The sequence below is a fragment of the Isoptericola sp. NPDC055881 genome (genome assembly GCF_053615895.1).
The window spans coordinates 11,646-36,838 of the sequence record NZ_JBSHCR010000029.1; the positions used below are offsets into that span (position 1 = coordinate 11,646).

29 protein-coding genes are annotated in these 25,193 nt (G+C 70.2%); 8 read left to right on the top strand and 21 right to left on the bottom strand.

Annotation, left to right across the window (positions count from 1 at the left end):
• From ACWGKI_RS10740 to ACWGKI_RS10760, 5 genes are all read right to left on the bottom strand, one after another.
• The coding region (locus ACWGKI_RS10740; protein ID WP_452186839.1) for a zinc finger domain-containing protein at nucleotides 1–381 on the bottom strand (381 nt) is incomplete at its 3' end.
• A gap of 133 nt (nucleotides 382–514) precedes the next feature.
• A complete protein-coding gene (locus tag ACWGKI_RS10745) occupies nucleotides 515–1,201 on the bottom strand; it encodes a recombinase family protein (RefSeq protein ID WP_452186841.1) in 687 nt (228 codons plus the stop codon).
• Entirely contained in the window at nucleotides 1,198–1,614 is a 417-nt protein-coding gene (locus tag ACWGKI_RS10750) for a hypothetical protein (RefSeq protein ID WP_452186843.1), read from the bottom strand. Before ACWGKI_RS10750 ends, ACWGKI_RS10745 begins: the two co-directional genes overlap by 4 nt.
• A 325-nt stretch (nucleotides 1,615–1,939) precedes the next feature.
• Nucleotides 1,940–3,577, bottom strand: a complete 1,638-nt coding sequence (locus ACWGKI_RS10755) for an ABC transporter permease (protein ID WP_452186845.1) — start codon at nucleotides 3,575–3,577, stop codon at nucleotides 1,940–1,942.
• Nucleotides 3,574–4,485, bottom strand: a complete 912-nt coding sequence (locus ACWGKI_RS10760; protein ID WP_452186847.1) for an ABC transporter ATP-binding protein — start codon at nucleotides 4,483–4,485, stop codon at nucleotides 3,574–3,576. The genes ACWGKI_RS10755 and ACWGKI_RS10760 overlap by 4 nt, the downstream gene beginning before the upstream one ends.
• Before the next feature lie 98 nt (nucleotides 4,486–4,583).
• Between ACWGKI_RS10760 and ACWGKI_RS10765 the strand changes: the two genes are divergently transcribed.
• Nucleotides 4,584–5,219, top strand: coding sequence for a TetR/AcrR family transcriptional regulator (locus ACWGKI_RS10765; protein WP_452186849.1), 636 nt, complete (start codon nucleotides 4,584–4,586; stop codon nucleotides 5,217–5,219).
• Between the two features lie 51 nt (nucleotides 5,220–5,270).
• Here the strand turns inward: ACWGKI_RS10765 and ACWGKI_RS10770 are convergent, their stop codons facing one another.
• The 3 genes from ACWGKI_RS10770 to ACWGKI_RS10780 all read right to left on the bottom strand — a co-directional run bounded on the left by ACWGKI_RS10770 (nucleotide 5,271) and on the right by ACWGKI_RS10780 (nucleotide 7,604).
• Complete coding sequence (locus ACWGKI_RS10770) at nucleotides 5,271–5,870, bottom strand: TetR/AcrR family transcriptional regulator (protein WP_452186851.1); 600 nt, start codon at nucleotides 5,868–5,870, stop codon at nucleotides 5,271–5,273.
• A gap of 119 nt (nucleotides 5,871–5,989) precedes the next feature.
• Entirely contained in the window at nucleotides 5,990–6,682 is a 693-nt protein-coding gene (locus ACWGKI_RS10775; RefSeq protein WP_452186853.1) for an HXXEE domain-containing protein, read from the bottom strand.
• Nucleotides 6,683–6,944: 262 nt separating this feature from the next.
• On the bottom strand, nucleotides 6,945–7,604 hold the full coding sequence (locus ACWGKI_RS10780) for a TIGR03085 family metal-binding protein (protein WP_452186854.1): 660 nt from the start codon (nucleotides 7,602–7,604) through the stop codon (nucleotides 6,945–6,947).
• A 326-nt stretch (nucleotides 7,605–7,930) separates the two neighbouring features.
• Here ACWGKI_RS10780 and ACWGKI_RS10785 point away from each other — a divergent pair, with 326 nt between their 5' ends.
• Complete coding sequence (locus tag ACWGKI_RS10785) at nucleotides 7,931–8,167, top strand: helix-turn-helix domain-containing protein (protein ID WP_452186856.1); 237 nt, start codon at nucleotides 7,931–7,933, stop codon at nucleotides 8,165–8,167.
• A 99-nt stretch (nucleotides 8,168–8,266) separates the two neighbouring features.
• On the opposite strand, the gene ACWGKI_RS10790 is transcribed toward ACWGKI_RS10785, so the two are convergent.
• Nucleotides 8,267–8,440, bottom strand: a complete 174-nt coding sequence (locus ACWGKI_RS10790; protein WP_452186858.1) for a hypothetical protein — start codon at nucleotides 8,438–8,440, stop codon at nucleotides 8,267–8,269.
• A 29-nt stretch (nucleotides 8,441–8,469) separates the two neighbouring features.
• On the bottom strand, nucleotides 8,470–9,480 hold the full coding sequence (locus tag ACWGKI_RS10795; protein WP_452186860.1) for an ATP-dependent DNA ligase: 1,011 nt from the start codon (nucleotides 9,478–9,480) through the stop codon (nucleotides 8,470–8,472).
• 255 nt (nucleotides 9,481–9,735) lie between these two features.
• Here ACWGKI_RS10795 and ACWGKI_RS10800 point away from each other — a divergent pair, with 255 nt between their 5' ends.
• Nucleotides 9,736–9,930 (top strand): hypothetical protein, encoded by a 195-nt coding sequence (locus ACWGKI_RS10800; protein ID WP_452186862.1) that lies wholly within the window; start codon nucleotides 9,736–9,738, stop codon nucleotides 9,928–9,930.
• A gap of 4 nt (nucleotides 9,931–9,934) precedes the next feature.
• Here ACWGKI_RS10800 and ACWGKI_RS10805 read toward each other — a convergent pair whose 3' ends face one another.
• Nucleotides 9,935–10,699 (bottom strand): hypothetical protein, encoded by a 765-nt coding sequence (locus ACWGKI_RS10805; protein ID WP_452186864.1) that lies wholly within the window; start codon nucleotides 10,697–10,699, stop codon nucleotides 9,935–9,937.
• Between the two features lie 81 nt (nucleotides 10,700–10,780).
• Here ACWGKI_RS10805 and ACWGKI_RS10810 point away from each other — a divergent pair, with 81 nt between their 5' ends.
• The 3 genes from ACWGKI_RS10810 to ACWGKI_RS10820 all read left to right on the top strand — a co-directional run bounded on the left by ACWGKI_RS10810 (nucleotide 10,781) and on the right by ACWGKI_RS10820 (nucleotide 12,515).
• Entirely contained in the window at nucleotides 10,781–11,104 is a 324-nt protein-coding gene (locus tag ACWGKI_RS10810) for a hypothetical protein (RefSeq protein WP_430557750.1), read from the top strand.
• 46 nt (nucleotides 11,105–11,150) lie between these two features.
• Complete coding sequence (locus ACWGKI_RS10815) at nucleotides 11,151–11,615, top strand: hypothetical protein (protein ID WP_452186866.1); 465 nt, start codon at nucleotides 11,151–11,153, stop codon at nucleotides 11,613–11,615.
• Between the two features lie 192 nt (nucleotides 11,616–11,807).
• Complete coding sequence (locus ACWGKI_RS10820; RefSeq protein ID WP_452186868.1) at nucleotides 11,808–12,515, top strand: GNAT family N-acetyltransferase; 708 nt, start codon at nucleotides 11,808–11,810, stop codon at nucleotides 12,513–12,515.
• A gap of 39 nt (nucleotides 12,516–12,554) precedes the next feature.
• Here the strand turns inward: ACWGKI_RS10820 and ACWGKI_RS10825 are convergent, their stop codons facing one another.
• From ACWGKI_RS10825 to ACWGKI_RS10835, 3 genes are all read right to left on the bottom strand, one after another.
• The gene (locus tag ACWGKI_RS10825) at nucleotides 12,555–13,346 is read right to left on the bottom strand and encodes a Fic/DOC family protein (protein ID WP_452186870.1); all 792 of its coding nucleotides are present in this window, start codon (nucleotides 13,344–13,346) and stop codon (nucleotides 12,555–12,557) included.
• The gene (locus ACWGKI_RS10830) at nucleotides 13,343–13,534 is read right to left on the bottom strand and encodes an antitoxin VbhA family protein (protein ID WP_452186873.1); all 192 of its coding nucleotides are present in this window, start codon (nucleotides 13,532–13,534) and stop codon (nucleotides 13,343–13,345) included. Before ACWGKI_RS10830 ends, ACWGKI_RS10825 begins: the two co-directional genes overlap by 4 nt.
• A 98-nt stretch (nucleotides 13,535–13,632) precedes the next feature.
• On the bottom strand, nucleotides 13,633–13,992 hold the full coding sequence (locus ACWGKI_RS10835) for a hypothetical protein (protein WP_452186875.1): 360 nt from the start codon (nucleotides 13,990–13,992) through the stop codon (nucleotides 13,633–13,635).
• A 298-nt stretch (nucleotides 13,993–14,290) separates the two neighbouring features.
• On the opposite strand from ACWGKI_RS10835, the gene ACWGKI_RS10840 reads away from it, so the two are divergent.
• Together ACWGKI_RS10840 and ACWGKI_RS10845 are read left to right on the top strand one after the other, a co-directional pair.
• Nucleotides 14,291–14,746 carry a MobC family plasmid mobilization relaxosome protein gene (locus ACWGKI_RS10840; protein ID WP_452186877.1) on the top strand — a complete coding sequence of 152 codons (456 nt, stop codon included), beginning with the start codon at nucleotides 14,291–14,293 and terminating at the stop codon, nucleotides 14,744–14,746.
• A complete protein-coding gene (locus tag ACWGKI_RS10845; protein WP_452186879.1) occupies nucleotides 14,743–16,287 on the top strand; it encodes a relaxase/mobilization nuclease domain-containing protein in 1,545 nt (514 codons plus the stop codon). Before ACWGKI_RS10840 ends, ACWGKI_RS10845 begins: the two co-directional genes overlap by 4 nt.
• Before the next feature lie 105 nt (nucleotides 16,288–16,392).
• On the opposite strand, the gene ACWGKI_RS10850 is transcribed toward ACWGKI_RS10845, so the two are convergent.
• The 7 genes from ACWGKI_RS10850 to ACWGKI_RS10880 form a co-directional block, all read right to left on the bottom strand.
• Complete coding sequence (locus ACWGKI_RS10850; protein ID WP_452186881.1) at nucleotides 16,393–17,529, bottom strand: hypothetical protein; 1,137 nt, start codon at nucleotides 17,527–17,529, stop codon at nucleotides 16,393–16,395.
• On the bottom strand, nucleotides 17,526–18,032 hold the full coding sequence (locus tag ACWGKI_RS10855) for a DUF4913 domain-containing protein (RefSeq protein ID WP_452186883.1): 507 nt from the start codon (nucleotides 18,030–18,032) through the stop codon (nucleotides 17,526–17,528). The genes ACWGKI_RS10850 and ACWGKI_RS10855 overlap by 4 nt, the downstream gene beginning before the upstream one ends.
• Nucleotides 18,029–19,762, bottom strand: a complete 1,734-nt coding sequence (locus ACWGKI_RS10860; RefSeq protein WP_452186885.1) for a type IV secretory system conjugative DNA transfer family protein — start codon at nucleotides 19,760–19,762, stop codon at nucleotides 18,029–18,031. Before ACWGKI_RS10860 ends, ACWGKI_RS10855 begins: the two co-directional genes overlap by 4 nt.
• Complete coding sequence (locus tag ACWGKI_RS10865; RefSeq protein ID WP_430557759.1) at nucleotides 19,752–21,389, bottom strand: hypothetical protein; 1,638 nt, start codon at nucleotides 21,387–21,389, stop codon at nucleotides 19,752–19,754. The genes ACWGKI_RS10860 and ACWGKI_RS10865 overlap by 11 nt, the downstream gene beginning before the upstream one ends.
• Before the next feature lie 59 nt (nucleotides 21,390–21,448).
• Nucleotides 21,449–22,945: an SCO6880 family protein gene (locus ACWGKI_RS10870; RefSeq protein ID WP_452186887.1), complete on the bottom strand. Its 1,497-nt coding sequence runs from the start codon at nucleotides 22,943–22,945 to the stop codon at nucleotides 21,449–21,451.
• On the bottom strand, nucleotides 22,945–24,357 hold the full coding sequence (locus ACWGKI_RS10875) for a hypothetical protein (RefSeq protein WP_452186889.1): 1,413 nt from the start codon (nucleotides 24,355–24,357) through the stop codon (nucleotides 22,945–22,947). Before ACWGKI_RS10875 ends, ACWGKI_RS10870 begins: the two co-directional genes overlap by 1 nt.
• Before the next feature lie 71 nt (nucleotides 24,358–24,428).
• Entirely contained in the window at nucleotides 24,429–25,148 is a 720-nt protein-coding gene (locus ACWGKI_RS10880) for a hypothetical protein (RefSeq protein ID WP_452186891.1), read from the bottom strand.
• Between the last annotated feature and the right edge of the window lie 45 nt (nucleotides 25,149–25,193).

Below are 25,193 nucleotides of genomic sequence, written 5' to 3' on the forward strand. Positions count from 1 at the left end.
CCGCTGAACGTTGGTCGCGGTGTCGAGGTTCGCGAAGGGCGCCGTGCCGAGCTTCGCGATCGCGCGCTGAACGTTGGTCGCGGTGTCGAGGTTCGCGAAGGGCGCCGTGCCGAGCTTCGCGATCGCGCGCTGAACGTTGGTCGCGGTGTCGAGGTTCGCAAAGGCCTGGCGGGCGAGGACCGCCGTGTCGAAGTCCGGGAGGGTTGGCCGACTACCCCGGCCGACAGGAGGCTCGTCGGCCTGTCCTGCGTCTTGGAGGCTCGGACTCCGGGCGGCGTGGTAGTGGTTCCTTATGACCCGACCGGAGTGGGTGACGCACAGCTGGCCCACGCGTGCTTCGCAGTAGGGACATGCGCGGTCGATTGGTTCGGCGCCGGTCATAGGAGGTTCGGCACCGACGTCGAGACCCGCACGTAGCCGAAGGTGATCGCCATGCCGCGACCGTAGCGAAAACTCCGACCGGGGCGTCAGCCCGTAGAAGACGCGCAGCAGCTCAGCGGCGGGCGCTCAAGGTTCACACGTGACCGGCGAGGTGCCGGCGGACCGTGGATACCGATACTCCGAGCGCTCGCGCGACGGCGGCAACAGACTGGCCGCCGGCGACGGATGCTCTCGCCGTGGCGAGTCGTTCCGGCGACATCACGGTCGGGCGCCCTCCGACCCGTCCGCGCGAGCGCGCGGCAGCCAGGCCGTCAAGAGTGCGTTCGCGGATCAGGTCGGCCTCCATCTGGGCGAGGGCGGCCAGCATGTGCACCATGAACCGGCCTGCCGACGTGCTGGTGTCGATCTGCTCGGACAGGGACCGGAGGGCGACGTCGCGGCGCTCCAGCTCGTCGACCACGCGCACCAGGTGGGACACGCTTCGCCCAAGGCGGTCGAGCTTCATCACGACGACGGAGTCGCCGGCGTCGACCTCGGCCAGCAGTGCGGCAAGGACCGGCCGGTCGTCGCGCCGCCCAGACGCGGTCTCGACCCGCAGGTGGCGCGCGTCGACGCCGGCGGCGAGGAGCGCGTCACGCTGTGCATCGAGGTTCTGCGTCGACGTCGAGACCCGCGCGTAGCCGAAGGTGATCGCCATGCCGCGACCGTAGCGAAAACCCCCACCGGAGGTTCTGAACCGGCAGGGGTTTTGAAGGGGGTTTTTGAGCGGCGTGTCGACGGCGCGTCGAGCGCACGGTCCGGTCGGGTCAAAAACGGTCATTTCTGATGCGGTCCGAAAGTGGAGGCCCATCGTTGGCTGATGGGCCGCAGTGCTAGGGCCGCGCATGTGGTCGTGGTGCCGCTGGTCACGAGGGTGAACAGCCCAAGGTGCCTGACCCTGGCTGGTTCGGCTGGGGCGCTGATCCCTGCCAGGGCGGTCGAGACGTTGGCGGTGATGCGGGTGCTGTGTAGCGTCCAGATCCGTGGCGGACGGTCGCCTGGGATGAGGGCGCGGGCGTGGGCTAGGGCCTCAGCGCGTCCGTAGAGGGCGTCGCCCGCCGGGAGGACGATCGTGACGTCGGGGTCGAGATGCTTGGTTATCCGATCCGTTGGGTCAGCGTCATGGAAGGCCGCGGCGAGGCTGGCAAAGAAGTCGGCGGCGATCTTCTCGTGCGGGGTGGGTGTGTCGGTCACCCGGGGTCTCCATTTCAGCGCGTCTGGGCCCGCGCGAACTTGTGTTGGTCGGGCTCAGGTCAGTCAGCTGGGCTGATCTGGCGGTTGGCGATCGGCACTGCTCCCAGGAAGCGAGTCAGGCTCGTGGTCCCGCCTGCGTGGCACCTCTCGCGGCTTGGGCTTCTTCCGTAGCTGTCGACGGCTACTCAGCGCGACCGTGATCCCGGCCGTGGTGGTGAACCAGGCGACGCCCCAGATCAGGGCACCTAGGTACTCGGTGGTCATGATGCTCGGCCGGGACGGGACGGCGGGCTGTTGCTCATGCCGCTGTCCCGTCCCGGTGTACTCATCGGGCCAGGTCGCGGCGACGGAAGCCGGCGAACCCGAGCAGGAGGAACCCGAGGGTGAACAGGGAGATCCACATCAGGCCGGTGAGGTCGACGCTGGCGGCGGTGACGTTGGGGACGTGCCAGAACGGGCTGATGCCGAGCACCCAGTCGTCGAGCCCGAAGGTGGGTCCGAGGAGGGTGAGGGCGAATGAGGCCAGGACGCCGATCCAGGCGGCGATGCTGACGGCGGGGCGGGCCCCGACGACAGCGACGGACACGGCCACGACGGTCCACACCGCGGGGACGGTGGCGACGGCCTGCAGCAGGGTGTCGCCGAAGTCGATCCCGATGTCGGCACTGGAGGCGAGCCACGCGACCAGCAGGCCCGCCACCAGGACGTAGAGGGTCGAGGTGCCGAGCGCGAGGAGCACGTTGCTGCCGTAGTAGCGGGGCCGCGCGATGGCGCCGGCCATGACGGGCTCGACGCGGTCCTCCATCTCCTCGCTGCGGACCTTGAGCATGACCTGTACGCCCGGGATCGCGGCGATGATGCCGATCATGCTCAGGATCGTCACGACGAACGACGTCAGGAGCTCGTCGGGGCTGGTAGCTCCGCTGGCGAACATCTGCTGCACGGAGCTGTCGGAGCCGAGGATGTCGGTGATCGAGGTGGTGAAGTACCCGAAAACCACGCCAAGCAACGCGAACGCGATGATCCAGGTGACGATCTGGCCGCGGTTGAGGCGCACCGCCAGACGCCAGGTGCTGCGGTCCTTGCCGCGGGCGGGACCGGGGCTGGGCTTGATCGTGCCCTGCCCGAAATCACGTCCGGCCTGCAGGGCGAACGCGACGACGAGGAGCACGGCGGTCAGGGCCACGGCAAGCAGCAGCGGCCACCAGTGGTCACCGGTGGCGGGCCGGGTCTCGATCATCCAGGACATCGGGTTGACCCAGGAGGTCCACTCGGGCGCCTCGACGGAGTAGGCGAAGCCGCGAAGGATGAACAGGGCGCCGAGGGCGCCCACCGCCATCGAGTTCGCGGTGCGGGCATCGGAACCGATCTGCGCGGTGATCGCGGCCAGACCGGTGAACATCCACCCGGTGGCTGTGAACGTCGCCCCCAGGAGCATCGAGGCTTCCCAGCCGCCGCCGCACAGCACCGTGATCAGCCCGGAGACCACGCCCAGGGCCACCGACCCGATGAGAGCCAGCACGGTCCCGGTCAGCAGGCGGCTGCCACGGCCCAGGACGCCGGAGGCCAGCAGCTCGGCCTGCCCGGAGTCCTCCTGCGCGCGGGTCGCGCGGGTCACGGCGAAGATCGCCCCGAGCGCGGCGAGGAACCCGCCAAGCGCGAGGGCACGCCAGGCGTTGAACCCGTCGGCGGTCGTCAGGTCGTAGGCGGGCCCGAAGATCAGCCCGAGCGCCGGGTTGGCGCCGACCGCCGCGGACAGTCCTTGACGGGACTCCTCGGTCGGGAACACCCAGGGGTAGACCAGCACGGACGACGCGGACAGCAGGGTGGCGATCGCGACCCAGGGAGCGAAGTGCCGCCCGTCGTGCTTGAGCGTGGTGCGCAGCAGCGGCGCCGTGCCCGTCAGGCTGCCGCCCCGTTCGGGCTGGGTATGCGCGCCGCGGACGGCGGTCGCGGCGCTCATCGAGATGCCTCGGTCGTCGCGTCGTCCTCGTACAGGCGCAGGAACAGGCTCTCGAGCGACGGCGGCTCCACCGTGAGCCCGGTGATGCCGTAGGCCGTCAGCTCCTCCATCGCGTCGCCCACCCGGGCGGACTCGACGGTCGCGGTCAGCCGGTCGCCGTCGAGGTGGACGTCGTGCAGGGTGATGAAGGCTTCTGCGCTCGGCGGCCGGGTCAAGGTCGCGTGCACCGTGGAGCGGGTGTTGCCGCGCAGCTCGGCCAGGGTGCCGGTCTGCACGATCCGCCCGTCGCGGATGATGCTCAGGCGGTCGGCCAGGGTCTCGACCTCGGCCATGATGTGGCTGGACAGCAGCACCGTCGCACCGCGCTCCTTCGCCTCGGCGATCACCTCCTGGAACACGTTCTCCATCAGCGGGTCCAGACCCGACGTCGGCTCGTCGAGGATCAACAGCTCGGCATCCGAGGCCAGCGCTGCCACGATCGCGACCTTCTGCCGGTTCCCCTTGGAGTACTGGCGGCCCCGCTTCGTCGGGTCCAGCTCGAACCGCTCGATCAGCTCTGCGCGGCGCTTCTCGTTCAGCCCGCCGCGCATCGACCCCAGCAAGTCGATCGCCTCCCCACCAGTCATCCCCGGCCACAACGACACATCCCCCGGCACATAAGCCAGCCGGCGGTGCAACGCCACGACATCGCCCCACGGGTCCTGACCCAGCAGGCGGACCGTGCCGCCGTCGGCCTTCAACAGCCCGAGCAGCACCCGGATCGTCGTGGACTTCCCCGCGCCGTTCGGGCCGAGGAAGCCCTGCACCTGGCCCCGCTCGACCCTCAGGTCCAGCCCCCTCAGCGCTTGGAACTTCCCGTAGGACTTCGTCAGCCCCTCGACCTCGATCACCGCGTCGGACCCACTCATCTGACTGCTCCTCGCTTCGGGACGGCCACGGTCGTGACACACCACCAAGGAAACTCCACAAGTACGGAACTCTGCAAGCGGGGAGTAAAGTGCTTCGCGTGACCGACCACGAGGAGACGCGCCGCAAGAAGCCGACCGGCCGACGAGTCGGGGACAGCGGCACCCGCGACGCCATCCTCGATGCCGCGCTGGCGCTGTTCTCCGAGCGCGGGTTCGAGGGCGCGTCCCTGCGCGCAATTGCCGCCGAGGCTGGCGTCGACCCTGGCCTGATCCGCCACTTCTTCGGTGACAAGGACTCCTTGTTCATCGAGACCGTGTCGGATCGCACCATGATCCCGAGCCGGATCGCCGCAGCATTCCCCGGCGAGAGCCACGACATCGGTCGCCGCGTGACCGACAACTACCTGCGCCTATGGGACGACCCGCAGACCGGCTCGATCCTGCTCGCGCTCGCCCGGTCCGCGGCGACCTCACCCCGGGCCGCCGCGATGATGCGCGACCTCCTCGGCGCCCGCGTCGGCGAGACCATTGGCATGAGCGTCGCCGATCCCCGAGCGCGCGGCATCGCCCTGGCCGCCTCACACCTGCTCGGCGTCGCGTTCGCCCGGCATGTCGTCCGCCTCCCCGCATTGGTCGACGCCGACCGCGACACCCTCGTCCGCGAGATCGCTCCGACCGTGCAGGGATACCTCGAGCACGTTGGCTTGGCGCCCACGGGAGGGGGCGCGGTGTGACGGTTTTCGCTCGCGGGCGTGCTGTCAGCTCGCTGCGCGGCTGAGGTGACGTCAGATCTCGTCGAAGAGCAGGTGCTCGACGATCGGAGCGGTCGCACCGACCAGCTCTTCGAATGTGGCCTCGACAGCCGGAGCCGTCCGCACGACATGCCGCGACAGGGCGACCGACAGGAGCTGGCTCATGGCCAGGTTCAGACGCAGCAAGGGGCGGTCGTCGCGGACATACTGCACGATGTCGCGGGTCGCGACCGAGACGATGAAGTCGCGGAAGCGATCCATCGCCTGGTCGTGGCCGAACGCGGTGCGGGTGAGTGCGATGAGGGCGGGTCCGGTCTGCTCCGCCTCCCAGACGCCGAGGTAGTGGCGCGCGATGCGCTCTCCCATCCCGTCGCGTCCAGCCGCGAACTGGGCAGCCATCTCGCGTGCGAAGTCGTCAGGCAAGGTCAGCGTGGCGGCAAAGAGCGCTTCCTTGTCTCCGAAGAAGTGGCGGATTAGGCCAGGGTCGACGCCGGCGTCCTTGGCGATCGCGCGCAGGGTCGCACCGTCATAGCCGTTCGCGGCGAACCGCGCCCGCGCGGCCTCGAGGATCACTTCACGTGATCCTCCCGGCCCGGGACGGCGACCCGTCTTTCCCTTCCGGTCGATCGACATGTCCGTAGGATAGTCCATAATTCTACACTCGAAGATATCTGCAAACGGAAATCATGGTGGGGCCCGGCATGCGGTGCATGCCGGGCCTCGGGTGTTGAGGGTGTTCAGGCTGCACCGGCCTAGACGCGCGCTTGCTCGCCCCCGGGCAGGGGGCGCGGGGTGATGCCGGCGTGGAGTAGCCGCTTCTCGCGGCCCCATCGCGACATCTCGTCGCGCGTGAACGGGTAGGGCGAGTTCTTGTCGGCAAGGATGCCGAAGCCCAGGACGACGAAGAGGAAGATCATCACCGGCAGGCCGTAGGCCAGGCCGAGCAGCCACTGCGTCCAGGCGATCCCGCCGGCCGAGTACACGGTCACGAAGTACCAGATCCCCACGGGGATGAACCCGAAGACCACCGTCGCGAGCCCGGGGTTGTACCAGGTCTTCAGCTTGAGGTTGGTCTGGACGCCGTGCACGACCAGCTGACCCACGCAGCCCATCAGAATCGGGACGATCGCCAGCCAAATCTGATCCGGGAAGAACACCGGTACGGCGAAGAAGACCCAGAACAGGATGTTGCCGATCGCGGCGCCGTTCTGATTCAGCGGGTACCGCTCGGGTCGATCGCCCTTGGCGTTGACGACCTCGTTGAGGATCCAGGGCTCGCCTCCCGGCAGCCGATACTCCTCGACCTCGTGCAGAAGCAGCACGACCAGGTTGAGCAGCAGGATCAACTGCACCCCTTCGAAGGGCGCTGCGATCGCCTGCACGGCGAGGATCGCGAGTGCGATCACGAGCCCGAAGTCGTACCAGTGGCGTCGGATGAGGCCCATCTGGATTCCCTCCCAGGTTGTCCGTTGACGGTCTCAGCGTAATACCACACGCGTGGAAATCGCCAGTCGTGGAATTGGTGGACGCTAGTCGCACGCGGCCGCCTCTGCCAACGAGCACGCGCTGGTTCACCTGGACTCACCCGATCTCGGCCATCGGGCCGGGCCGGACGAGGTGCTGGAAGCCCTCGATGCGATGCACGCTGAACTAGTCGCCGCGATCGACGTGCACGACGCTGACCGAGCCGCGACCGTCGCCTGACCATCACGATCGGACCGCCCATGCGCGAAAGCGGCCGACGGGCTCCGAATCACCGGTGAGCGTGACGCGAGCCGGGCCCCGTCGGCCGGTGACCCACAGGGCAAGCTCGAGCGGCTCACCGATGAGGGTCACTCCCTCACCGGCCCTCACAGTCCGGCTCTGGCCGGCAGGTGTCTCCAGGCGCACCGCTACCGGCGACCGGCGCAGCCCGAGCCTCGCGAACATGCCTAGGCGATGCCAGAGCGCGTCCTGTTGCGCGTCGGACAGCACGCGCGGCTCAACAGTCGCCCCGGCACGGCGGATGTCCTCGTGATGGATGTGAAACTCCAAGGTGTTCAGCTGGTCCCCGGCCCACCTCATCAGCGACCACCGCGGGGCCCCGTGCGCGAACCGGTCGATCATCGCTGCGTACCCTTGCCCGGTCATCGCCTGGGCCGTGAGCTTGTCGAGTCCTGGCTCGTGACCGGCGGGCTTACGCGAGATCGCATCGGCAACCCGACCCCACGGCATCTGCTCGCGCTGGGTGAGGTGCGCAAGCAGACGGCGCGTATCCCACCCCTCACACAATGTCGGGGCGTCAGGGTCGGCGCTGCGGAAGGTCCTCACGAGATCCTCGCGCTCCTGCACGGCCCAGCCCACCTGAACGTTTCGCTGTTTGGTCACGGGAGCACGTTACTCCCCGCGTGTAGAGTTCCGTATCTGTGGAGTTTCGAGGAGGGTCAGCGCGGATCCTCGCTTGGCCCGGGTTGAAAGACGTGGCCGAGTCCAGTGAGTAAGGTCTCGCGCGGACGGGCTCTCGCCCAAGCAAGCGCGCAGCAGTTCTTGCATCAGATGCAACTCGCACGCGTTCGCAACCGATAACCTTGATTATGTCCGATAGAGGCTGTTTGTCCGTTTTTCGATGTTCAAGGTAGGCACCGCACCCAAGTCAGATTGTGGCCTGTGGACAGGCGGGTCGCTCGCCTCTCCGGCGCTGGGAAGATGGCGGCATGACGACCTCGCCCCGCTTCCTTTCCGTGAAGGACGTTGCCGACGAGCTCGCGATCACCGAGACCGCGGTGTACACGCTGCTCAAGACGGGCGAGGTGCCGGCGATTCAGGTCGGGCCGAAGCGAGTGTGGCGGATCGAGCGGGCGAAGCTCGAGGAGTACATCGAGCGGCAGTACGCGGCCGCGCGTGACGCGATCGCCAAGGGGCAGGTCTCGCCCGAGGACGGCGAGGAGTAGGTCAGCCGCGCGCTGCGCGGGCGCGCTTCGCGGCCGCGGCCTGGTCGAGCCGGCAGCGGCGGTGATGTCTAAGCCCTCTGCACGCGTCGAGCGTAGGCGTCAGGCGCCGGTGACCCTGATCGTGATGAGTCGCTCCCCGTCGGCGAGCTGGGCGCGCAGAGCCGCCATACCCTCCTCGTACGTCGCGGCCTCGACCTCGACCTCGCGCACCTGGGTCTCGTGCGTGCCCGAGTTGTCGGGCGGGATGGTCTCGACGTGCGCGCGCAGGATCACGACCGGAGCGTAGACCGCGACGGCGACGCCTACGGGCGTTCCAGGGCGGTAGGCACTGTGACGCCGGCGACCTCGGCGTCCGGGCGAACGCTCGTCACCCGCAGCGGGTGGCGGAAGGAGCGACCGGACCACGCAGCGTCGGCGCTGACCTCGACGACGAGCGGCTCGACGAGCGTCAGGTCGACCGGCCCGCGGTCGTTCCCGAAGCGCCCGAACGCTCCGGGGCTGACCTGCTCGGGCCACGGGTGCGGCCCGGCCGGAGGGCGCACGTGCTCAGCGAGGGCGCGCCGGATGACCGAGCTCAGTGGCGTGGAGCGCCCGACGATGCGCAGCTCGCCGTCGATGGGCAGGCCGGCGACGACCTGCTGCGGCGCGCTACGCGGGCCGATCACCGCAGCGCAGACGACGTCGAGGGCCGAGCGGTACTTGACCTTGAGCCAGTCGCGCTGCCCGCCACGGTATGTCTGCCCGGCGCCCTTGACGACCAGACCCTCGACGCCGGCCACGACGTAGGTCTCGAACCACTCACGCGCCTCGTCGACGTCGGCCGTGACGGGCGAGAGGTTCAGCGGCGGCCGCCACAGGGCGGCCAGGTCCTCGAGCAGCGCCCGGCGCAGCGACAGCGGCATGCCGCGTACGTCGTCACTACCGGTCGCCAGCACGTCGAACACCGCGGCGGACGCCGGGTGCGTGCGCGCGTGCTGGGCGGCCGCGCGCGGGCCGCGGCCCATGCGCTCCTGCAGCGCGCCGAAGTTGAGCCGGCCCGTCGTCCAGACGACCAGCTCGGCGTCGAGCACCGTCCCGGACGCGAGTTGGTCGGCGGCCGCCGCGGTGACCTCCGGGAACGTGGCTGTGAGGTCGGTGCCGCGGCGCGACCACAGGCTCACCCGGGCACCGTCGCGCGCGATCACGCACCGGAAGCCGTCCCACTTCGGCTCGTACAAGCACCCACCGGGCAGCGCCCCCGGTGAGGGGACTTGCTCGACCGCGCGGGCGAGGGCGACGTCGACGGGAAGGTTCAGCCCCTGCGGCAGGCTCACTGGCCCGTCTCCCTTCGCCGACGAGGTCGCTGGCCACCGTAGGAATCGCACCGCGCGCTCGCACTTTCAGTGCGTCGGTCACCCGGCGACCTTGCTCGGCACCTTCCTCTGTCGGAGCAGCCTCACGGCAATCCCCACATGAGGGGAGTCCGAGGTCAATTCCGGCCCCGGCAGTCACAGGAGGGGTGCCCACGGCACCTTCCCCAGTGGCCAGGGCCTCACCGCAGGCCGTGACCGACACGAGGAGCAAACACCATGATCCAGCCCAGCGAGATCGCGACCAGGACCGTCATCGTCGCCGTCACGTTCACCGTCCTGTCCCACTGGCTGCCCGAGGGCACCACCCTCGTCAACCTCGGGATCGCCGTGGCCTTCGCCATCCACCCCGGGAAGCGGCCCCCGTCCTCGCCGGCCGCACCCGGGAGTTCCGAGAACCAGGTTTGGGGCTAGCCCGTCACCCCACGGCCTGCAACGGGGCGCCGCGACGCCCGGGGACCGCTCGACGAGCGGTCCCCGGCTGCGCCGGGTTGAAGGCGTCGAGTTCAGGCATGGGCAGTGTCAGCGTCCAGCGTTCCGGGCGGCCTCGGGCCTGCCGGTCGACGTCGAGCTCGCAGCGCTTGAGGTACCCCGCGCCGAGGTCGACGCCGGACCATCGGGCGGTCGCGTGCAGCCGTAGCGCGGCGTGTTCCCACTCGGCCGTGGCCACGATCCCGCTCCCCCGGTCTCGAGCACGGGCAGTCAGGCGGCGCCGGTCGGCCGCGGTGAGCCCGGTGGCCGGGCCGGCCACGACATACGCCATGCCGTCCAGCAGCGCGGCGGCCGTCTCTGCGCCGCGGCCAGCGACATCGGGCACGACGATCAGGCGGTCGAGGGCGATCCCCGCGTCGGCCGCGGCGAGCAACCCCAGATCCGGCATACCGACGACCGCGAGCCAGTCCCCCGCGTGCTGCGACGCAGCGAGCAGCGCGAGCAGCAGGCTCTTCGAGCCGGCCACGACGGACGCCGCGCCGACCGGGAGTCGGCCGCCGTCGAGGATCGCCGTGAACGGCTCGGCTGGAACCTCGCGGGGTCCCTCTTTGCTCCCCGTTCCCCCGCCCGTTCCACCCCATGCCTCCCAGCGCGGGGCGCGCTGGTCACCGTCGCGCACCCCAGTACGCAGCTCGGCCGCCGCGAGGGCAGCCCGCGCGGCGTCGAGCCGGTCCGGCATGGTCATGGTCACCCGTCCAGTATCGAACATGCGTTCGAGAGTCGGCTCTACCATGAGGGGGTGACAGGCGAAGGGCGGCGAGACGATCGCCAGGTGTGGCAGCGACCCGACGGCATGAAGTACTGGCCGGCGGAGCGGCCCTTGAACGCCGCCCCCGTGCCGAGGGCTGTGCCGGTGAGGCCACAGGGCTCCTACGCGGTGATCGTCCGCCTGCTGTGGGAGACGTGGGAGGAGATGATCCCGGGCACCGCTATCCGGTGGGCCGAGGGCCGAGTCCTGGTGACCGTGAAGCCGCCGAACGCACCGAGCAACGTCACCGAGCTGCTGTGCTGGCTGCACCAAGAGGACGTCTACCGAACCCTCCCCCGCCGCCCCCGAGCGGTCCCGGCGATGGGCTCCCAGGATGGGCTCGGTTGAGCCGGGGCCCCAGCCGCTATATCCTTGGTTATAGGAGGTGGTCGGTATGGCCATGACGAAGGATCCGACGCTGTCGGACGTGGTCCGGCTGCGCCGCCGCCAGGCAGTCGATCGGCTGGACGAGCTGCGTCTCCTGCGCGGGCTGTCCGCGACCAAGTCGCAGGTCGAGATCGCGAAGGTCTTGGCGATCAGCCAGCCCGCGGTGAACAAGGCGCTCAAGGCCGCCGCGCGTGTCCCAGAAGTGCGTGAAGGGTTCTCCGGGGGGACCCCGTACGAGATTGTGCAGCGGTACGCCGCGGGCATGATCGACCGTGCGCGCCTCGTCGACGAGCTCGGCCGCTGGGAGTACCCGAAGACCCCGGCCACCGACGGCGTCGATTGGCTCGCCGATGAGCCCGCCGGCAGTTTCGAGGAGGTCGGTCGAGCGCTCGACGAGGGCCTGATCGACGAGGACACGTACACCGCAGTCCTGGACGCTAGGCGAGAGGCCGCCCAGACCCGTCAACCGTGAGTCCAGAAGACCAGCACGCCGCGCACCGGGAGACGGTGCGTGAGTTTTCCAAGGCCGGCGGCCCGCTCGACAAAGATGGCGGGCACGCGACCCTGAGCAACCCCCAGTGGTTCTTCGACGGCGACGTCGCGAGCCCTACGGCCGAGGGCGCTCCCCTGCGCAGATGTCAGCGGCCGCTGCTGGAATGGCTGGATGACGCGCCAGACACCATCGAGCGGGGCCGTGCGCATTGCGCCACTTCGCGACCGAGGAGCCCGTGACGAGGCGGCCGACCTTGTCACCGCGCAGATTCCCCACGTCGCGCGGGAGCGTGTCTTCACGGACGATGACAGCCCCGAGCATGCGTACACCGGCCTGGTGCTCATGCGCTACACCGGGACCGAGCTTCCCAAGGACGTTTGGCTCGGGGCATGGAGTGACGGCGAGCTGGTGGGCGCGCTTCATGCCGGCGTCCACGTCGGGCAGGCGTCGAACATCGGCCAGGCCATCGCCAGTGGGCACCCGAATTCAGGCTCCCCCGACTGGCTCGACCAGTACGTCCGCCGTTGCGTGATTGTGGACGAGGTCGCGGTCGCCCCGGCGCACCAGGGACAGGGCATCGGCTTCCGATTGGTCGCGAGCCTTCACGGCGTCCTTGAGTCCGACGCCACCCGCGAGGCGCGACACGTCATCGCGCACGCGTGCTCGGACGCAGCGATCGCGACCTTCCGCGGCGCCGGCTACACGATCGGGCCACCGAGCACCCCGGTCCCGGCGGCGTACGCGGAAGGACTGCCGACCCTCTGGGATCCCGAGTACGACGTGATCGGTGGTGCATGGGCCTACCGCCACGTCGGCGAAGCGCCGCGCGACGGAGCTTCGTTCTTTCGGCCCGGAACCGCTCGCATCCAGCACCGGTGACCGCGCCGTGGCTTGATCCTCACGTCCGAGCTCGCCGGTTCATCGGCCCCTTCCTTCCTCCGCATCGCGGTGGTGCTCGACAGGCATTCGGCGCGATCTCTCGCCCTCTCCTTGGTGGCGGCGCCACCGCGCGGAGCCGTGGCCGCTCTGCGCGATCCGGACGGCCTCAAACGCCGCGACGTCCAGGCCGTCGGACGCCGCACGAACGGTGATGCGCTCAAACATCCGGTAGAGCATGCGCGGGTCCCCTGTACGAGCTTGCCGGGAGGCCTGATCGTTCTCGGACTCATATCCGGCGCGACCACGCGTGACTCTCGTCCAGTCCAGGTGGTGGCCAGACTCGCGTGCGAGTGTCGTAACGAACTCTCGCTGCGTGCGTCCGTTCCCCTCTCGGAACGGGTGCACCTGATTCACGATGTTGTAGACCTGCGCCAGGTCCCGCGGAACTTGCGTGGCGTCCACGGCTCGGAGGTTGTCAGTGAGGCGCAGGTGCTCGGCCACCTGTTCCATCGCGGGGCGGATCTGGTCCCGTCGTGCGAACCAACCCTCTGGCCCTTTGCGGATGCTGACGGTCCTCACGTCGCCGGCCCACGCGTACACGTCTTGGAACAGGTGTCGATGCACCGAGCGCAGCCCCTCGAGGTCGTAGCCGCTCGGTAGGCCTGACGGTCGCAGCGTCAGCGCGCGCGCTTCGACGAGGTCGTCTTCAATCTGCCGCAGCTCGTTGGGCGAGCGTGCTCCGACGAGGTTTCGCAGTGTGCGTCCGTCGGGTAGCAGGTAGCCATTCCAGCGTGCATGCTCGTCGCCGGCCTCCCATGGGCGCTCCGTCATTGGTCCGTGATTGCGTGAAGCGCCTTGGTGCGACGCACGAGCTCGTCGGCGTCGATCTCGCCGCGAACGTATGCCTCTTGGATCGCGCGTGCGGCGTCCGAACTACGCCCCCCCTCGAGTTCTGTGCTGTGTCGCACGCGGGCGGCATCGGCGGCGCGCTGCGCGCGTTCCTCATCGCTGATGGGCATGGGTGTCTCCATTCGCGGTGCAGGGTTCGGGTTGCCGAGCAACGTGCTCGGCATCCGCTCCGGCTCGCACGGCAGGTGCGAGCCGGAGCGGCCGTTCGTTAGGCGGCGGTGTCGGCCGGCGTGATCTCCGGCCCGGGCTGCTCCCCCACGGGCTCGACGGGCCCCGCGGTCGTCGCCGCAGACGAACGTCGACGCGGGGTGCTCTTCCGGCGCCCACCACGTGCCGGCGCCTCGACGCCGACGTCCTTGAACACGCGCTTCAGTTCGGCGTCGGTCCAGCCGGCACGCAGGGCGTCGTCGTACGCCACCGCGTACGACTTCTCCTGCTCGCGAAGTGCTTCGCGAGCGTCGCGCACGCGCGCGGCCGCTGTCGCCAGGCTGCGCCCGCTGCTCATCCGGCCGTCGATCAGGTCGTGCAGCTGGCGGGTGTGCTCGTCCTCGAACTGGTCAGTGGACATCGTCGGTTCCAATCGCTAGCAGGTTCCCCAACCGCGCGCGATGGATCCCACGATACCGAGCCCCGATGACGGCTGTCAGCGCGGGCGCCCAGCGCCCGCGCCGTCCCTGCTGCGCGCGGAGCGCGCGACCCGGACCCCAGGCGAGCCTTCACGATCAACCACGCAGCCTTCGGCAGAGCAAGATATACACTTACATGCCGTAAGTGGTCGCAGCGCTCGACTTGCGTCGCGTCTGCGGGCACACTGGACGTGTGGTCCCCGCGCTGGGCGGGGTCGTTGCACTGGGCAGGAGGGCGCCGTGGTGGGCACCGGCGAGGCGGACGAGGCGCAGGCGGCTGACGCTGCCGGTGCGCCTGCTTCCGCGCGCCGCCCGCGGGCGCGAGATGCCGCACGTCGACGGCGGGAGAACTTCGAGGGCGGTCGACGCTCGTCGCACAGGGTGACCGTTTCACCCGCCGAGGAACTGCAGCTGCGCGTTCGGGCGGACTCGCTGGGCTACACGGTCCCGAGGCTTCTCGTGGAGGCCGCTCTCGCCGACCACGGCGAGACCGTCTCAGACCGTCGCGACCTCGTCGCCACTCTCCTTCAGGTCTCACGCCTGCTCGGTGCCGTGTCGAACAACGTCAACCAGATCGCGCGCGCGACCAACGCGACAGGCGAGCTCCAGGAGGACACGGCGGCGACGCTCGCGGCTGTGCGGAAGGTCGCGTCGCGCGTGGAGAAAGTCGTGGACGAGCTGGCGGTCGCGCGATGATCGTGAAGACCAGTCGCGGGGGCCGCACTGCCGGCCTCATGGCCTATCTCGCCGGGCCTGGCAAGCACAACGAGCACACCAACCCGCACGTGGTCGCCGGCCACGATGCGGTGACCGCGGAACTGGGCAACGGCACGCTCGACACCGATGCGGCGCTCGACGGTGCGAACCTGCTCGACCGGCCCATGCGAGCGTTCGACGTCGAGGTGACCGCGCCAGTCAAGGTCTGGGACGAACAGGCTCAGCAGCAGGTGAAGGTGGGGACGAGGCCTGCCCACGTGTGGCACACCTCCCTCGCGCTCGGGCCGGACGACGGTGTGCTTGGGGACGCGAAGTGGCACCAGATCGCGACGGAGTTCGTCGCGCGCATGGGCTTCGCGGGCGACGACACGACGGCCCCGTGCCGCTGGGTCGCCGTGCACCACGGGCAGTCGTCCAACGGAAACGACCACGTGCACATCGTGGTCAACCTGGTGCGCGAGGACGGCACCAAGGCGAGCGTGCACAACGACTTCAAGCGGGCCTCGAAGATCGCCGCGGACCTCGAGCGCAAGCACGGCTTGCGCGTTGTCGAAGGGCGAGAGCAGGGAGCCGCCCCGGGCATTCACCGCAGTGAGCTCGAGCGCCGTGCACGCGGTCAGATGCCCGCGGTGTCGCGCACCGAGCTCGCGCGCCGAGTGCGCGCCGTTGCGGCCGCGTCGGCCGATGAGAAGACGTTCGTCGACGGACTGCGGGACGCCCGCGTGCTGGTGCGCCCGAGGTTTGATCGCGGTTCGCGTGACCGTGTCGTCGGCTACTCCGTGGCCCTGGTCCCTGAGGCCGTGAACGGGCGACGCGGCGACCCCGTGTGGTTCGCTCCGTCGAAGCTCGACGCCACGCTCGGGCTCGGCCGCCTGCGCGACCGATGGGGTGTCGATCGCGCAGGTGACCCCTCCCTCGTGGGCGTGTGGCGCACCCGGCACCGCGACCGAACCGTCGCGGCCAAGGTCACCATGGCGGGCGCCCCGGAGCCGGCGGCAGCCGGCCTCAAGGCTCTCAACGAGCACCTTGCACGCGGCGGACGGCCAGGCTTCGACAAGGTCGCGGCGGCCGATGCGGCCGGCGTGCTCGCACGGGCGTCGCTCAGCCGGGAGCACGGTGAACATGGTCCGCTGGCCCGTGCGTCTGACGCGCTCGCGCGCGCCGCTCAGCCGGGGAAGTTCGACAGGGCCTCGCCCCACAGGAGCCACGACGAGAGGCATGGGATCAACGCGGCGTACCGCGCGCGTCTGATCGCTCGTGGCGTCTCGGGTGACTCGTCGATCGGCTGGGCTGCGGTTCTTCGGCAGGTCGGTCGCACCGCTTCGTACGTTCAGCGGGCGCAACAAGCTCAGGGGCGCCTAGCCGGCGCGAGATCGACTGCAGCGGCGATGCAAGCAGCCGCAGCCTCGCTACCGGCTCTCGCCGCCGTCTCGGCGCGCCGCCCGACCTCAGCCACGGCCGCGGGCGCCGCAGCCGCGCACGGTCGCGACGCTTCGGAGGGGCACGGGATCGGAGACTGACGCGGCCGGCGTCCCTGACTGTTGGTGCGGGGGCGTCTCCGCGCCGGATGCACGAGAAGGTCCCACAGGCTCTGCCTGTGGGACCTTCTCGTGGATGGTGTGCGATCAGCGACTCAGCTCGTGAACCTTCCCTGCGGCGGCCCCTCGCCCGGCCTGCTTCCTGCCACGCATCGCGCCCTTCCTGTGAGCTCGGCCAAGGGCTGTACCGGCCGGCTCCGGGAAGTTCGTCGCAGCCTGCTTGCGCGCAGTAGCCGCGGCCGCCGGCGCGGCCTGCAGCTCACCGTCCGTGGTGCGCTGGTAGGGCGCTGCGAGGTTATCCGGCTGGTGTCCGCGCGCGAATCGTTCATCGCCCTGCTCCAGATCAGCCGATGCCTGGTAGACGTCCCCTTGCGCATCGTGCTCGCGCGACTCAGCGCGCAGCTCGTCGGCCTCCTCGCGCGTGCTCTCGACCTCGCCGACGGGTCGGCCGAGCTCTTCGTCGACGTCCGCCTTGCGCTCGAGGTTCTCGGCGGCGGTGGCGTCCTGGTCGGCCTCGTCGCGCTCACGACGTGCAGCCGCCTGGTCGTCGAGCGCGTGCATCAGTGCGTGCCGCTGACGCTCTCCGGGCGGTAGTTCCCGCTCGAGCGCTGCAAGGTCGATGCCGTGCCGGGCACGCAGCTGCTCGCCGGCGATTGAGTGCGCCTCGGCGGCTATCCGGTCATGGCCCTGCAGACGCCGGGTGTACTCGACGGTGTCAGCGACCTGCTCCGGGCCTGCCTGCCGCCAGAACTCTTCGCGCTTCACACGGTCGTACACCGCCCTCGTGGTGTCCCGGTTGTCGACGGCGAACCGTGCTTCTGCCGTGTTCGCGAACGCCTCGCGGAGCGCCTGGTCGCGCACCTCACGGTCGAGGCCGGCGAGCACGTCGGCGTGCAGCCCGTACCTGGACGCGACCTGCACCCGGACCTGCTCGTGCGCCGTTGCGCCGGCTGCGCTCTCCTGGGCAGCTGCCGCGGTGAACGCGGCGACGTCGCCCACCTGTTCGGGTGTGGCATGGCGCCAGAAGTCCGTCCGATGCACCTGCTCCGCCACCGCGCGCGTCTGCTCGGCGCGCGCCCGCTGGTCGCGCTCGAGCTCGAGCCGCTGGGCGTCGGCGCGCTGCGCCTGTCGTCGCGCGACCTGCTCACCGACCTGCCCCATCCCCATGAGGACCGCACGGATCGCACGGTCCATCTCGCCGCCGATCTGCTCCTCGTCGCTCATCGTGCCGCCTCCTCTGCGTCATCCTGGTCTTCGCTGTCGTCGCCGGCGACGACAGTCAGCGCGGCCGGCTGGTTGAAAGTCACGCCCGCCTCGGCGGGGTGGTCGACGTCCCGGAACAGCCCCACTGGTGGAGTAGCCGCCTCCCACTGCGGGGGTAGGTTTCGGGCCTCGAGGTTGTTGTCCAGACGCCAGAACGGGCCGTCCTTGCTCGTCAGCTCGCGCATCATCGGCCAGTGGAAGTCCCGGAAGTAGACCGCCATCGACGTCACTGAGTCGGTGCGGTGGAACTCCCACGCCTGCCACATCGCCTCGAGCACGGAGATCGCCTCCGTGTACTCCCACCACCGGGGGTCCCAGGCGCGCTTGGACAGGTCGCGCTTGTAGTGGGGCAGGAGCCAGTTCTCCACCCATTCCGCGACGTTCGGGTAGTACGTCTGCACCGCCTCCCCGTCGCCCGGATCCAGGTCCGCCATGAAGTCGTCCGTGGCGTACTGCTCGCTCATGAGGCCTCCATCAGTGGGGTTGCGGCAAGATCCGCGGCCGCGGCGGGCGGGTGAGCGGTGTCGGCCTGCTTGCGGATCTCGTTCTCGTAGTACGTCTTCGACGCCAGGACGTCTTCGGCGTACGGCCGTGCGGTGTAGTGGTCCAGGCGCAGCAGCGACGGGCGCTTGCCCGAGACCAGCGCGACGGCTCTCCCGGTCGGCAGGGCGGCGAGGTCGCCCACGCTGAACAGCCGCTCGCGCGAGATCGACGTCGACGTCGACGGCCCACCCTTGGACCCGGTCGATCGGGAACGGCGAACCTGGTCAGCGTCGTCGATCAGCTCCGAAGCCTGCCGCAGGAAGCCGGCCTCCTTGAGGCCGGCGCCGACGACCGAGACGTTCGCGGCCGAGAACAGCTTCGCCATCGCGTGCTCCCCGAACGCCTCCACGCCCTGGGCCCACGACTGGAAGAACGAGGACAGGACGATGCCGCGCGACCCATAGTGCGAATACACGTCCGGCAGCTGCCGCCAGCGGCACACGTTCGCGACCTCGTCGAGCACGGCGGTCAGCGGCGGGCTCAGTCGTCCTCCCTGCTCGGCGGCGGTCTTCTCCGCGGCCGAGAGGACCGCTGCGGTCAGCGCCGCGGTGATCGCGCGTGCGGACCCCTCTCCCTCCTTCGACACCAGGTACAGCGTGTCCGTCGACCGGACGAACGCGTGGTGGTCGAAGTGGGGGCGGCGCCCGGTCGGGTCGGTGATCCAGGGCAGGATCTCGGGATCGCCCAGGATGCCGATCCACTCTTGGAGCGTCCCGTACACGCCGTCACGCTGCTTCTCCGTCAGGGCCTGGGTGGCCGCCAGCGCGCGGCCCTCGGCAGGGAACCCGTTCTCCTGCAGGATTCGTGCGGGCCCGCGCTTCTTGCCCGAGCCGTCGACGTTCTGCTTGTCGTCCGGGTCCTGCGCCCAGTCGAAGACGTCGGTCACCGGGCGGCCGTCGACCGCGGCCGCCAGCAGCAGCCGCGCGAGCGTCGCCTTCGCTGCGGAGGTGAAGTACGCGTCCTGCTTCGCCCCTGCCGAGGTCTCGGCGGTGATGAACACGTCCGCCAGGGCCCGGGCCGTCGAGATCGACGTCACCCCCGAGAGCGGGTTCCACCACCAGCTGGGCTCCTCCCCCACGACGTTCTGCACGTCGTGCACCCACACTTGGCCGATCCTCGATCGAGGGCCCCGCGTCTCGGGGATCCCGTCGAGCTTGTTCGTCGTGAACAGCGCCGGGCCGCTCGTCTCGAGCAGCTGGGGCACGCACACGCAGGTGGTCTTGCCGGACCGGGGGCCCATGAGCCACACCTGCACCCACTCCCAGGTGGAGTACACCCGGCGGTTGCTCGGGAGGTGCGTGCCCAGGGGGACCCCCGGCCCGGCCGCGGATGCTCGGAGTTTCGCGGCCGACTTCGCGGCGGCGTCGCTCATCAGCGACTTCATCTGCGGGCCGGAGGTCAGGTACCGAGCCTTGTAGTCGATGTCCGTGCTCGACTTGCGCCGACGCAGGACGGCCACGGTCGCGGCCGCGGCCGTCACGGCCAGCAACAGGGCCCCGACTACGATCCCGGCCCGCCCCAGAGGGCCGACCTGGCCCCAGCCCCACACCGCACCGACGACCAGAACTGCGAGCATGAGCAGCGCGGCCAGCAGCAGCCAGCCAGTCTCGGCGGCCGCGGGCTGCGCGCGGCGGTGACGCTCACGCGGCATCGTCGTACACCTCCTCCTGCGACAGCGCGGCCGACCTCGGGGCGCGGTTGTGCGCCCAGGCCTTGTTGGTGTCGTTGATCTGCGCCTCGACCGCCGTCAGGCGCATCTCGAACGGCGTCCCCGGCTTCTTGCCGACCTTCATCAGGAACCGTCCGCGCCCGGGCGGGGCGGCCGCGGTGCCGGTGTGCGGGTCGAATGAGCCTTCGGTCGACCAGTCCGCGATCATCTCGCGCTCCGCGCTCGTCATCGCGAACACCTCGGTCAGGTTCCCCATCTCTCCATCCGCGAGGCCCCCGCAGAACACCATCGCGGACCGCTCGACGAAGCCCCAGGCGATCTCCGTGAGGTGCTGCTGCGCGAGCCGGAGGTCGTTCATCGTGTGCGTGATGAGCGCCTGACCGATGCCTCGCTGCCGGTTGAGCCGCGTCAGCGCGTCGACGAAGTAGACCAGCGCGTCCGAGGCCCGCAGCATCCGCCACAACTCGTCCATGACGAGGAAGTAGTGCCTCCGCGGCGCCAGCCCCGCCTCCGCGAGGTGCTTATCCACGGACACGACTGCCGATCCGAGCGCCCAGCACGCGGACTGCACCGCGGCCTGGAGCTTGGTGTCCGCCTCGTCGAGGCCCGACAGGTCGAACACCATCGGCCGGCCGACCTCGATGTGCTCGGTCGTGGGGGTCGCGAAGGTCTCCCCGAACGGGCCCGAGACGTCGAGCGCGCCGAGGGCGTCCAGCAGCCGCTGCACACGCTGGTCGTAGAACCCGCGGTCGTTGCTGTACGACGCGATCGGCATCAGCCGCGGGTGCGCGCTGCGCACGACCTCGGCCAGGTCTCCGATGAGAGGCGCCCCCAGCTCCTCGGTGTCGTGCTCGTCGTCGAGGATCCGCAGCCCCTCGGAGATGACGGACTCCTCGTAGTCTTCGAGCTCGGCTCCGCGCGCCACAGCGAGCAGGCTCAACACCAGCCGCCGCCGGCGTGCCCTCAACTCCTCGAGCGCCCGCCGGCGGGCGCGCTCGTCCTCGATGCCCTCGAGCAGCGCGACGAGCTGGCCGACGTCGAGCGGGTTGATCGAGCCGTGGCCGGGCCCGACCTCGATGACCTGCCCGTCGATCGACCGGATCGCGTCGACGTAGTCGGGCTTGAGGTCGCCCAGCACCATCGGGATGATGCCCCAGCTCGCCATCACCATCACCATGCGGCGGATCAGCGAACTCTTGCCGAGGCCCGGCCGCCCGAGCACGAAGCAGGACGGGTTGAGCACCAGCTGGGCCAGGAACCAGCTGATCGGGTCGGCACACACCGTCGCCCCATTGATCAGGCTCGGACCCAGCGGCACACCCTGCACGGGCGTGCCTGCGCCGGTGATGAACGGCCACAGGCCGCACACCTGCACGGAGGTGAACTGCGTCTCCGGGGCAGGCTCTACGTAGGTCGCCCGCCCGGTGCCGGGCAGCACGAATCCGCGACGGCCCGCGCGCTCCCGGCGCCGAGCCCGCGCCTCCGCGTTCTGCTTCCACCAAGCACGCATCCCCGTCTCCTGCGGCGCCACGGTGCGTGCCTGAGCGGCCGCGGCCGCGCGGCGCAGCGCACGCTCCTCGCGGCGCGTGAGCCCGAGCGCCAGGCGCATCGACTCCTGCTCTTCGCCGGCCGCGCCCGGTCCGGCAGCGTAGGGCGCCCCCTGGCGGATCACAGGTAGTCCCGCATCGCCGTAGGCACCAGGGAGTGCTCGGGCAGCACCACCCCGAGCGGGAGGCCCGCCTGGAAGGTGACCGCCTGGTTTCCGAGCGCGGGGCGCAGCTTCAGCTTCGCCTGGTTCCCCAGCGACGGGATGACCTTGTCGAGCTTGGGGAGCATGTCAGTGCTCGAGCAGGTGACCGTGACGATCATCCCGAACCGCAGCAGCCCAGCGCCCTGAGCCTCCTCCTGGGCAGCCTTCTGCGCGTATGCGAGGCGTGCCTTCGCACGCGCCGACGGACGCTGCTTCTGCGAGCCGGTCCAGGTTGCGTTGTTGATCTCCGACTCGATCACGGCCCCCGCGTCACCCGCCGGGATGGGTCGGTAGAGCATCGTGACCCGCTTGCGGAGCACGTCCTTGGTCGGGGCCTGGAGCCGGCGCAGCACCGAGGAGTAGAAGACGCCCGTCGGCGGCCGCCACATCTGCCACGACCGCGACACCGCCCGGTCATGGAAGTACTGGTCGATCTGGTCCTCCGCGAACGCGGGGCCAGCCTCTGCCCAGGTGAGCCCGGTGCCGTTCTGCGAGCGGGCCCGCTCGATCTGCACAGCCACAGTGGGGTCGTACGCCGTGCGCGTGGAGTCGACGATGTCCGCTGCCCGGCAGGCCCGGACCGCCGTCGACGCTCCGGTGTCGCGCAGCCCGGCCAACAGCTCGGGCAGTCGGTTGCCGATCTCCTCGGCCATCGCGGCGGTGCCGCGATCTCCCCCACGTCCGTCGGCCCCGTTGAAGGTGACCGCGATCTTCGTGGACACGACCGGCGACCCTGTCGCGAGTTCGTCGACGACAGCAGCGGCGACCTCGCGAGCGAACGAGGGGGACTCCTTGTCTCGCTTCGCGTCCGCCATGTTCCGCAAGCGGACGCCGGAGTCCGGCGCCGTCTCCACCGTCACCGAGGCGCCCACGATGCCGTCCTCGACGCCGAGCTGGGCTAGCCACGCACCCCAGTGCGCGACCTGGGAGTCGATCCGGGCCTGGTCCACGAGAGCGTCGCCGTCCGGGTGAGTGTCGATCACGACCGTGTAGTGCCGGGCCGAGTGCAATGCCAGAAGCGCGAACGGACGACCGTAGGGGTCGACGTGTTCGCTCAGCTCCGACGGTGCCATGAGCCCCGGGAGCTGGTAGGTGCCACCGGGCTGCTTCCCGGCCGGCCCACCGACCGCCACGGTGTGACCGCGGCGGGTCGCACGCCGGTGCGCCGAACGGATGGCCCGGCGCTGGTAGACCGTCCTGCCCTGCCGGGTGAACATCAGCAGGGCCAGCAGGACGACCGACACGCCGATGACGGCCAGCACCCACCACCACAGCTGAACGACCATCAGCACAACGGCCAAGACCACGACGGGGATCCCCGCGAGAGTCACGCCCATGGGGATGCCCCACAGGCCACCTCTACGGGTGTCCATCGCGTTGCCGTAGGTCACCATGCCCACGCTCTCGCTCGCCATCAGTCCTGCCCTCCTACTTCGTCAGTCGCCTGCGCGAAGCCGCGCGCTGCGCCACCTGCCACGTCTGCCACGTTCCGAGTGATGCCCGGTGCCGAACCGTTCGAGGCCCCCGCGCCGCTCGAGGCCGTCGTCCCGGTTCCTTGGGGCCCGCTTGATGCCGGGGCTCCTGACGCGCCGCCGCCTGAATCGGGTGTGCTGCCCGGGCCCGAGCCGCCACCGTTCGCGGGGGATGTGCCGTCGCTCCGGCCTCCCCCGGCGGGCGCCGCTTCGCCGCCCCCACCCTTCTCGGGGGCAGTGCCGCCGGCGGGCCCGCTACCCGACCCGCGTCGGACATCGACCGGGCGGCCGGGGCCGCCCTCTTGGGAGCCGTGCCCACCCGCCGTACCGGCGCCACTCCCCGAGCCGCCAGAACCGGCACCAGACCCTCCGGCGCCGCCCCCAGCCGGCGAACCGCCGCCAGCGACGCTGCCGCCGGCCCCGCCTGCGGCGCCACCGCTCATCGCGACTCCGCTCGTACCGCCCATGCCGCCGGCAGTCGCGCCGGCGCCGGCGGCCGCCGCCGTGCCCCCCAGCGAGACCACCGCTGCGCCCGACGCGACGACGGCCGCCAGCGCGCCCGCGCCGGAGAACACGCCCGACGTGCCGGTGGCGGCGATCGGTGCGATGAACTTGATGAGCGCGGGCAGCGCGAGAGCGGCGCAAATCAGGATGACGACGCCGAGGATCGCGCCGTAGAGCTCGCCGCCCAGCCCGCTCACGTCGATCGACTTCGGCGGGTTCTTCACCACCAGGATGCCGATCGCATAGATGACGCCTGCAACCGGCTTGAACAGCACCAGCGCAATCAGCCAGGCGACGGCTTTCCGCCACGCCTGCTTGCCCGACTCGGTGTTCGAGGAGGCGGCGAGGGTGGGCATGAACGAGAACAGCAGGTAGAGCAGCGCGCCGCGCAACACCATGAAGCCGACGTTCGCGCACGCGCCGAGGAAGGCGAAGAGCGCCAGGACGAGCCCTGGCCCCGGGCCCACACCGGTGAGGATGCCCGAGGTGATGACCGCGTTCATCGTGAACTGCTCGCCGGTGGCCTTCTCCACGATCCACACCGCGAAAGCGTCGCCCGCTACCAGGGCGAACGTGACGCCGGTGCCGAGCGCACCGGTGACGAAGATGAGCCGCGCCAGCATCGTGATGCCGCCGACGCCGTCGCGGAACTCGCGGCTGATTGCCATACGTCCCAGCCCGACCAGGATGCCCGCGACCGCGAAAACGATCGTGTACCACGACAGGTACGACTCAATGTCGGCAGATGGGCCGCTCTGGACGTCCGGCGTCGGCACGTTCATCCAGAATGTGTTGAGCCACTTCAGCAGCTCAGAAGTCGCCTTGGCGAGGGATTCGACGACCGCGTTCACCGCGGACGTAGCGGCTCCTTCGACGACCGCTCCCGCCTTGCACCCGAGGTCCCAGGTCCCGCAATCAGCCATCACACGCCTCCCCAGGTCGTGAAGCCGGACGGTGCGTCGACAAGCTGCGGCTCCACCGGCGTCGAGAGGTCACCAAGCCACGTCCCGGCGTCTGCGTCCCAGACCATCGACGCGGACGACACGGCGTTGTTGGTGCCGTCCGAGAACAGCAGGCGAACCGTGACCCGGTCCGGCTCAACCGAGCCGAACTGGAAGCCGGCCAGCTGCGCGACCCGGCCGGGCGTGCGGCCGAAGTCGGCCGCGGTGTGATCGGCAACCCAGGCGTCGGCGGCCTCGTTCTGCACGGCCGCCACCTCGACGAACTCGGCGAACCGGGTGCTCGTCACGCCGTCAACGAAGTTCGCGGATGCGAACAGCGCTCCGGTCGGTGAGTGGGCGAAGCAGCCCCAGCCCGCGTCCTGCATCGCCTCCGGGCCGCCGACGGGGCCGAACTGACTCGACGCCGGGACGAGGAGTGTCTCGTGGGACACCCACTCCGTCTCCGGGGCCTCGGTCGGTACGACGTCGTCGGCCGCGAGGTCGCATCCGGCAATCGGGTTGCTCGTCTGCGGAGCGCCCGTGCTCGCCGCCGCTTCCGGTGCCGCGGGGGCGGGCTCGTCGCTCGGTGCCGCGACCACGACCACGATGCCCGCGACCACGATCGCGAGCAGGAATCCGCCCGAGATCCACCACCACTTGTTGAACGGTGTGGTGGCCTGCTCGTTCGTCTCACCGCTCATCGTGCGGCGCTCCTTCCGTAGAGGGTGCGGGTGGGCCAGCACTTC

Coding starts and splice junctions, on each gene's coding strand:
- ACWGKI_RS10820 (WP_452186868.1), top strand. CDS start 11,808: ATGACGCGCCAGACACCATCGAGCGGGGCCGTGCGCATTGCGCCACTT.
- ACWGKI_RS10865 (WP_430557759.1), bottom strand. CDS start 21,389: ATGCGCCTGGCGCTCGGGCTCACGCGCCGCGAGGAGCGTGCGCTGCGC.
- ACWGKI_RS10760 (WP_452186847.1), bottom strand. CDS start 4,485: ATGAGTGGGTCCGACGCGGTGATCGAGGTCGAGGGGCTGACGAAGTCC.
- ACWGKI_RS10870 (WP_452186887.1), bottom strand. CDS start 22,945: ATGGCGAGCGAGAGCGTGGGCATGGTGACCTACGGCAACGCGATGGAC.
- ACWGKI_RS10755 (WP_452186845.1), bottom strand. CDS start 3,577: ATGAGCGCCGCGACCGCCGTCCGCGGCGCGCATACCCAGCCCGAACGG.
- ACWGKI_RS10770 (WP_452186851.1), bottom strand. CDS start 5,870: ATGTCGATCGACCGGAAGGGAAAGACGGGTCGCCGTCCCGGGCCGGGA.
- ACWGKI_RS10785 (WP_452186856.1), top strand. CDS start 7,931: ATGACGACCTCGCCCCGCTTCCTTTCCGTGAAGGACGTTGCCGACGAG.
- ACWGKI_RS10860 (WP_452186885.1), bottom strand. CDS start 19,762: ATGCCGCGTGAGCGTCACCGCCGCGCGCAGCCCGCGGCCGCCGAGACT.
- ACWGKI_RS10745 (WP_452186841.1), bottom strand. CDS start 1,201: ATGACCGTTTTTGACCCGACCGGACCGTGCGCTCGACGCGCCGTCGAC.
- ACWGKI_RS10775 (WP_452186853.1), bottom strand. CDS start 6,682: ATGGGCCTCATCCGACGCCACTGGTACGACTTCGGGCTCGTGATCGCA.
- ACWGKI_RS10855 (WP_452186883.1), bottom strand. CDS start 18,032: ATGAGCGAGCAGTACGCCACGGACGACTTCATGGCGGACCTGGATCCG.
- ACWGKI_RS10825 (WP_452186870.1), bottom strand. CDS start 13,346: ATGACGGAGCGCCCATGGGAGGCCGGCGACGAGCATGCACGCTGGAAT.
- ACWGKI_RS10835 (WP_452186875.1), bottom strand. CDS start 13,992: ATGTCCACTGACCAGTTCGAGGACGAGCACACCCGCCAGCTGCACGAC.
- ACWGKI_RS10845 (WP_452186879.1), top strand. CDS start 14,743: ATGATCGTGAAGACCAGTCGCGGGGGCCGCACTGCCGGCCTCATGGCC.
- ACWGKI_RS10815 (WP_452186866.1), top strand. CDS start 11,151: ATGGCCATGACGAAGGATCCGACGCTGTCGGACGTGGTCCGGCTGCGC.
- ACWGKI_RS10880 (WP_452186891.1), bottom strand. CDS start 25,148: ATGAGCGGTGAGACGAACGAGCAGGCCACCACACCGTTCAACAAGTGG.
- ACWGKI_RS10830 (WP_452186873.1), bottom strand. CDS start 13,534: ATGCCCATCAGCGATGAGGAACGCGCGCAGCGCGCCGCCGATGCCGCC.
- ACWGKI_RS10850 (WP_452186881.1), bottom strand. CDS start 17,529: ATGAGCGACGAGGAGCAGATCGGCGGCGAGATGGACCGTGCGATCCGT.
- ACWGKI_RS10800 (WP_452186862.1), top strand. CDS start 9,736: ATGATCCAGCCCAGCGAGATCGCGACCAGGACCGTCATCGTCGCCGTC.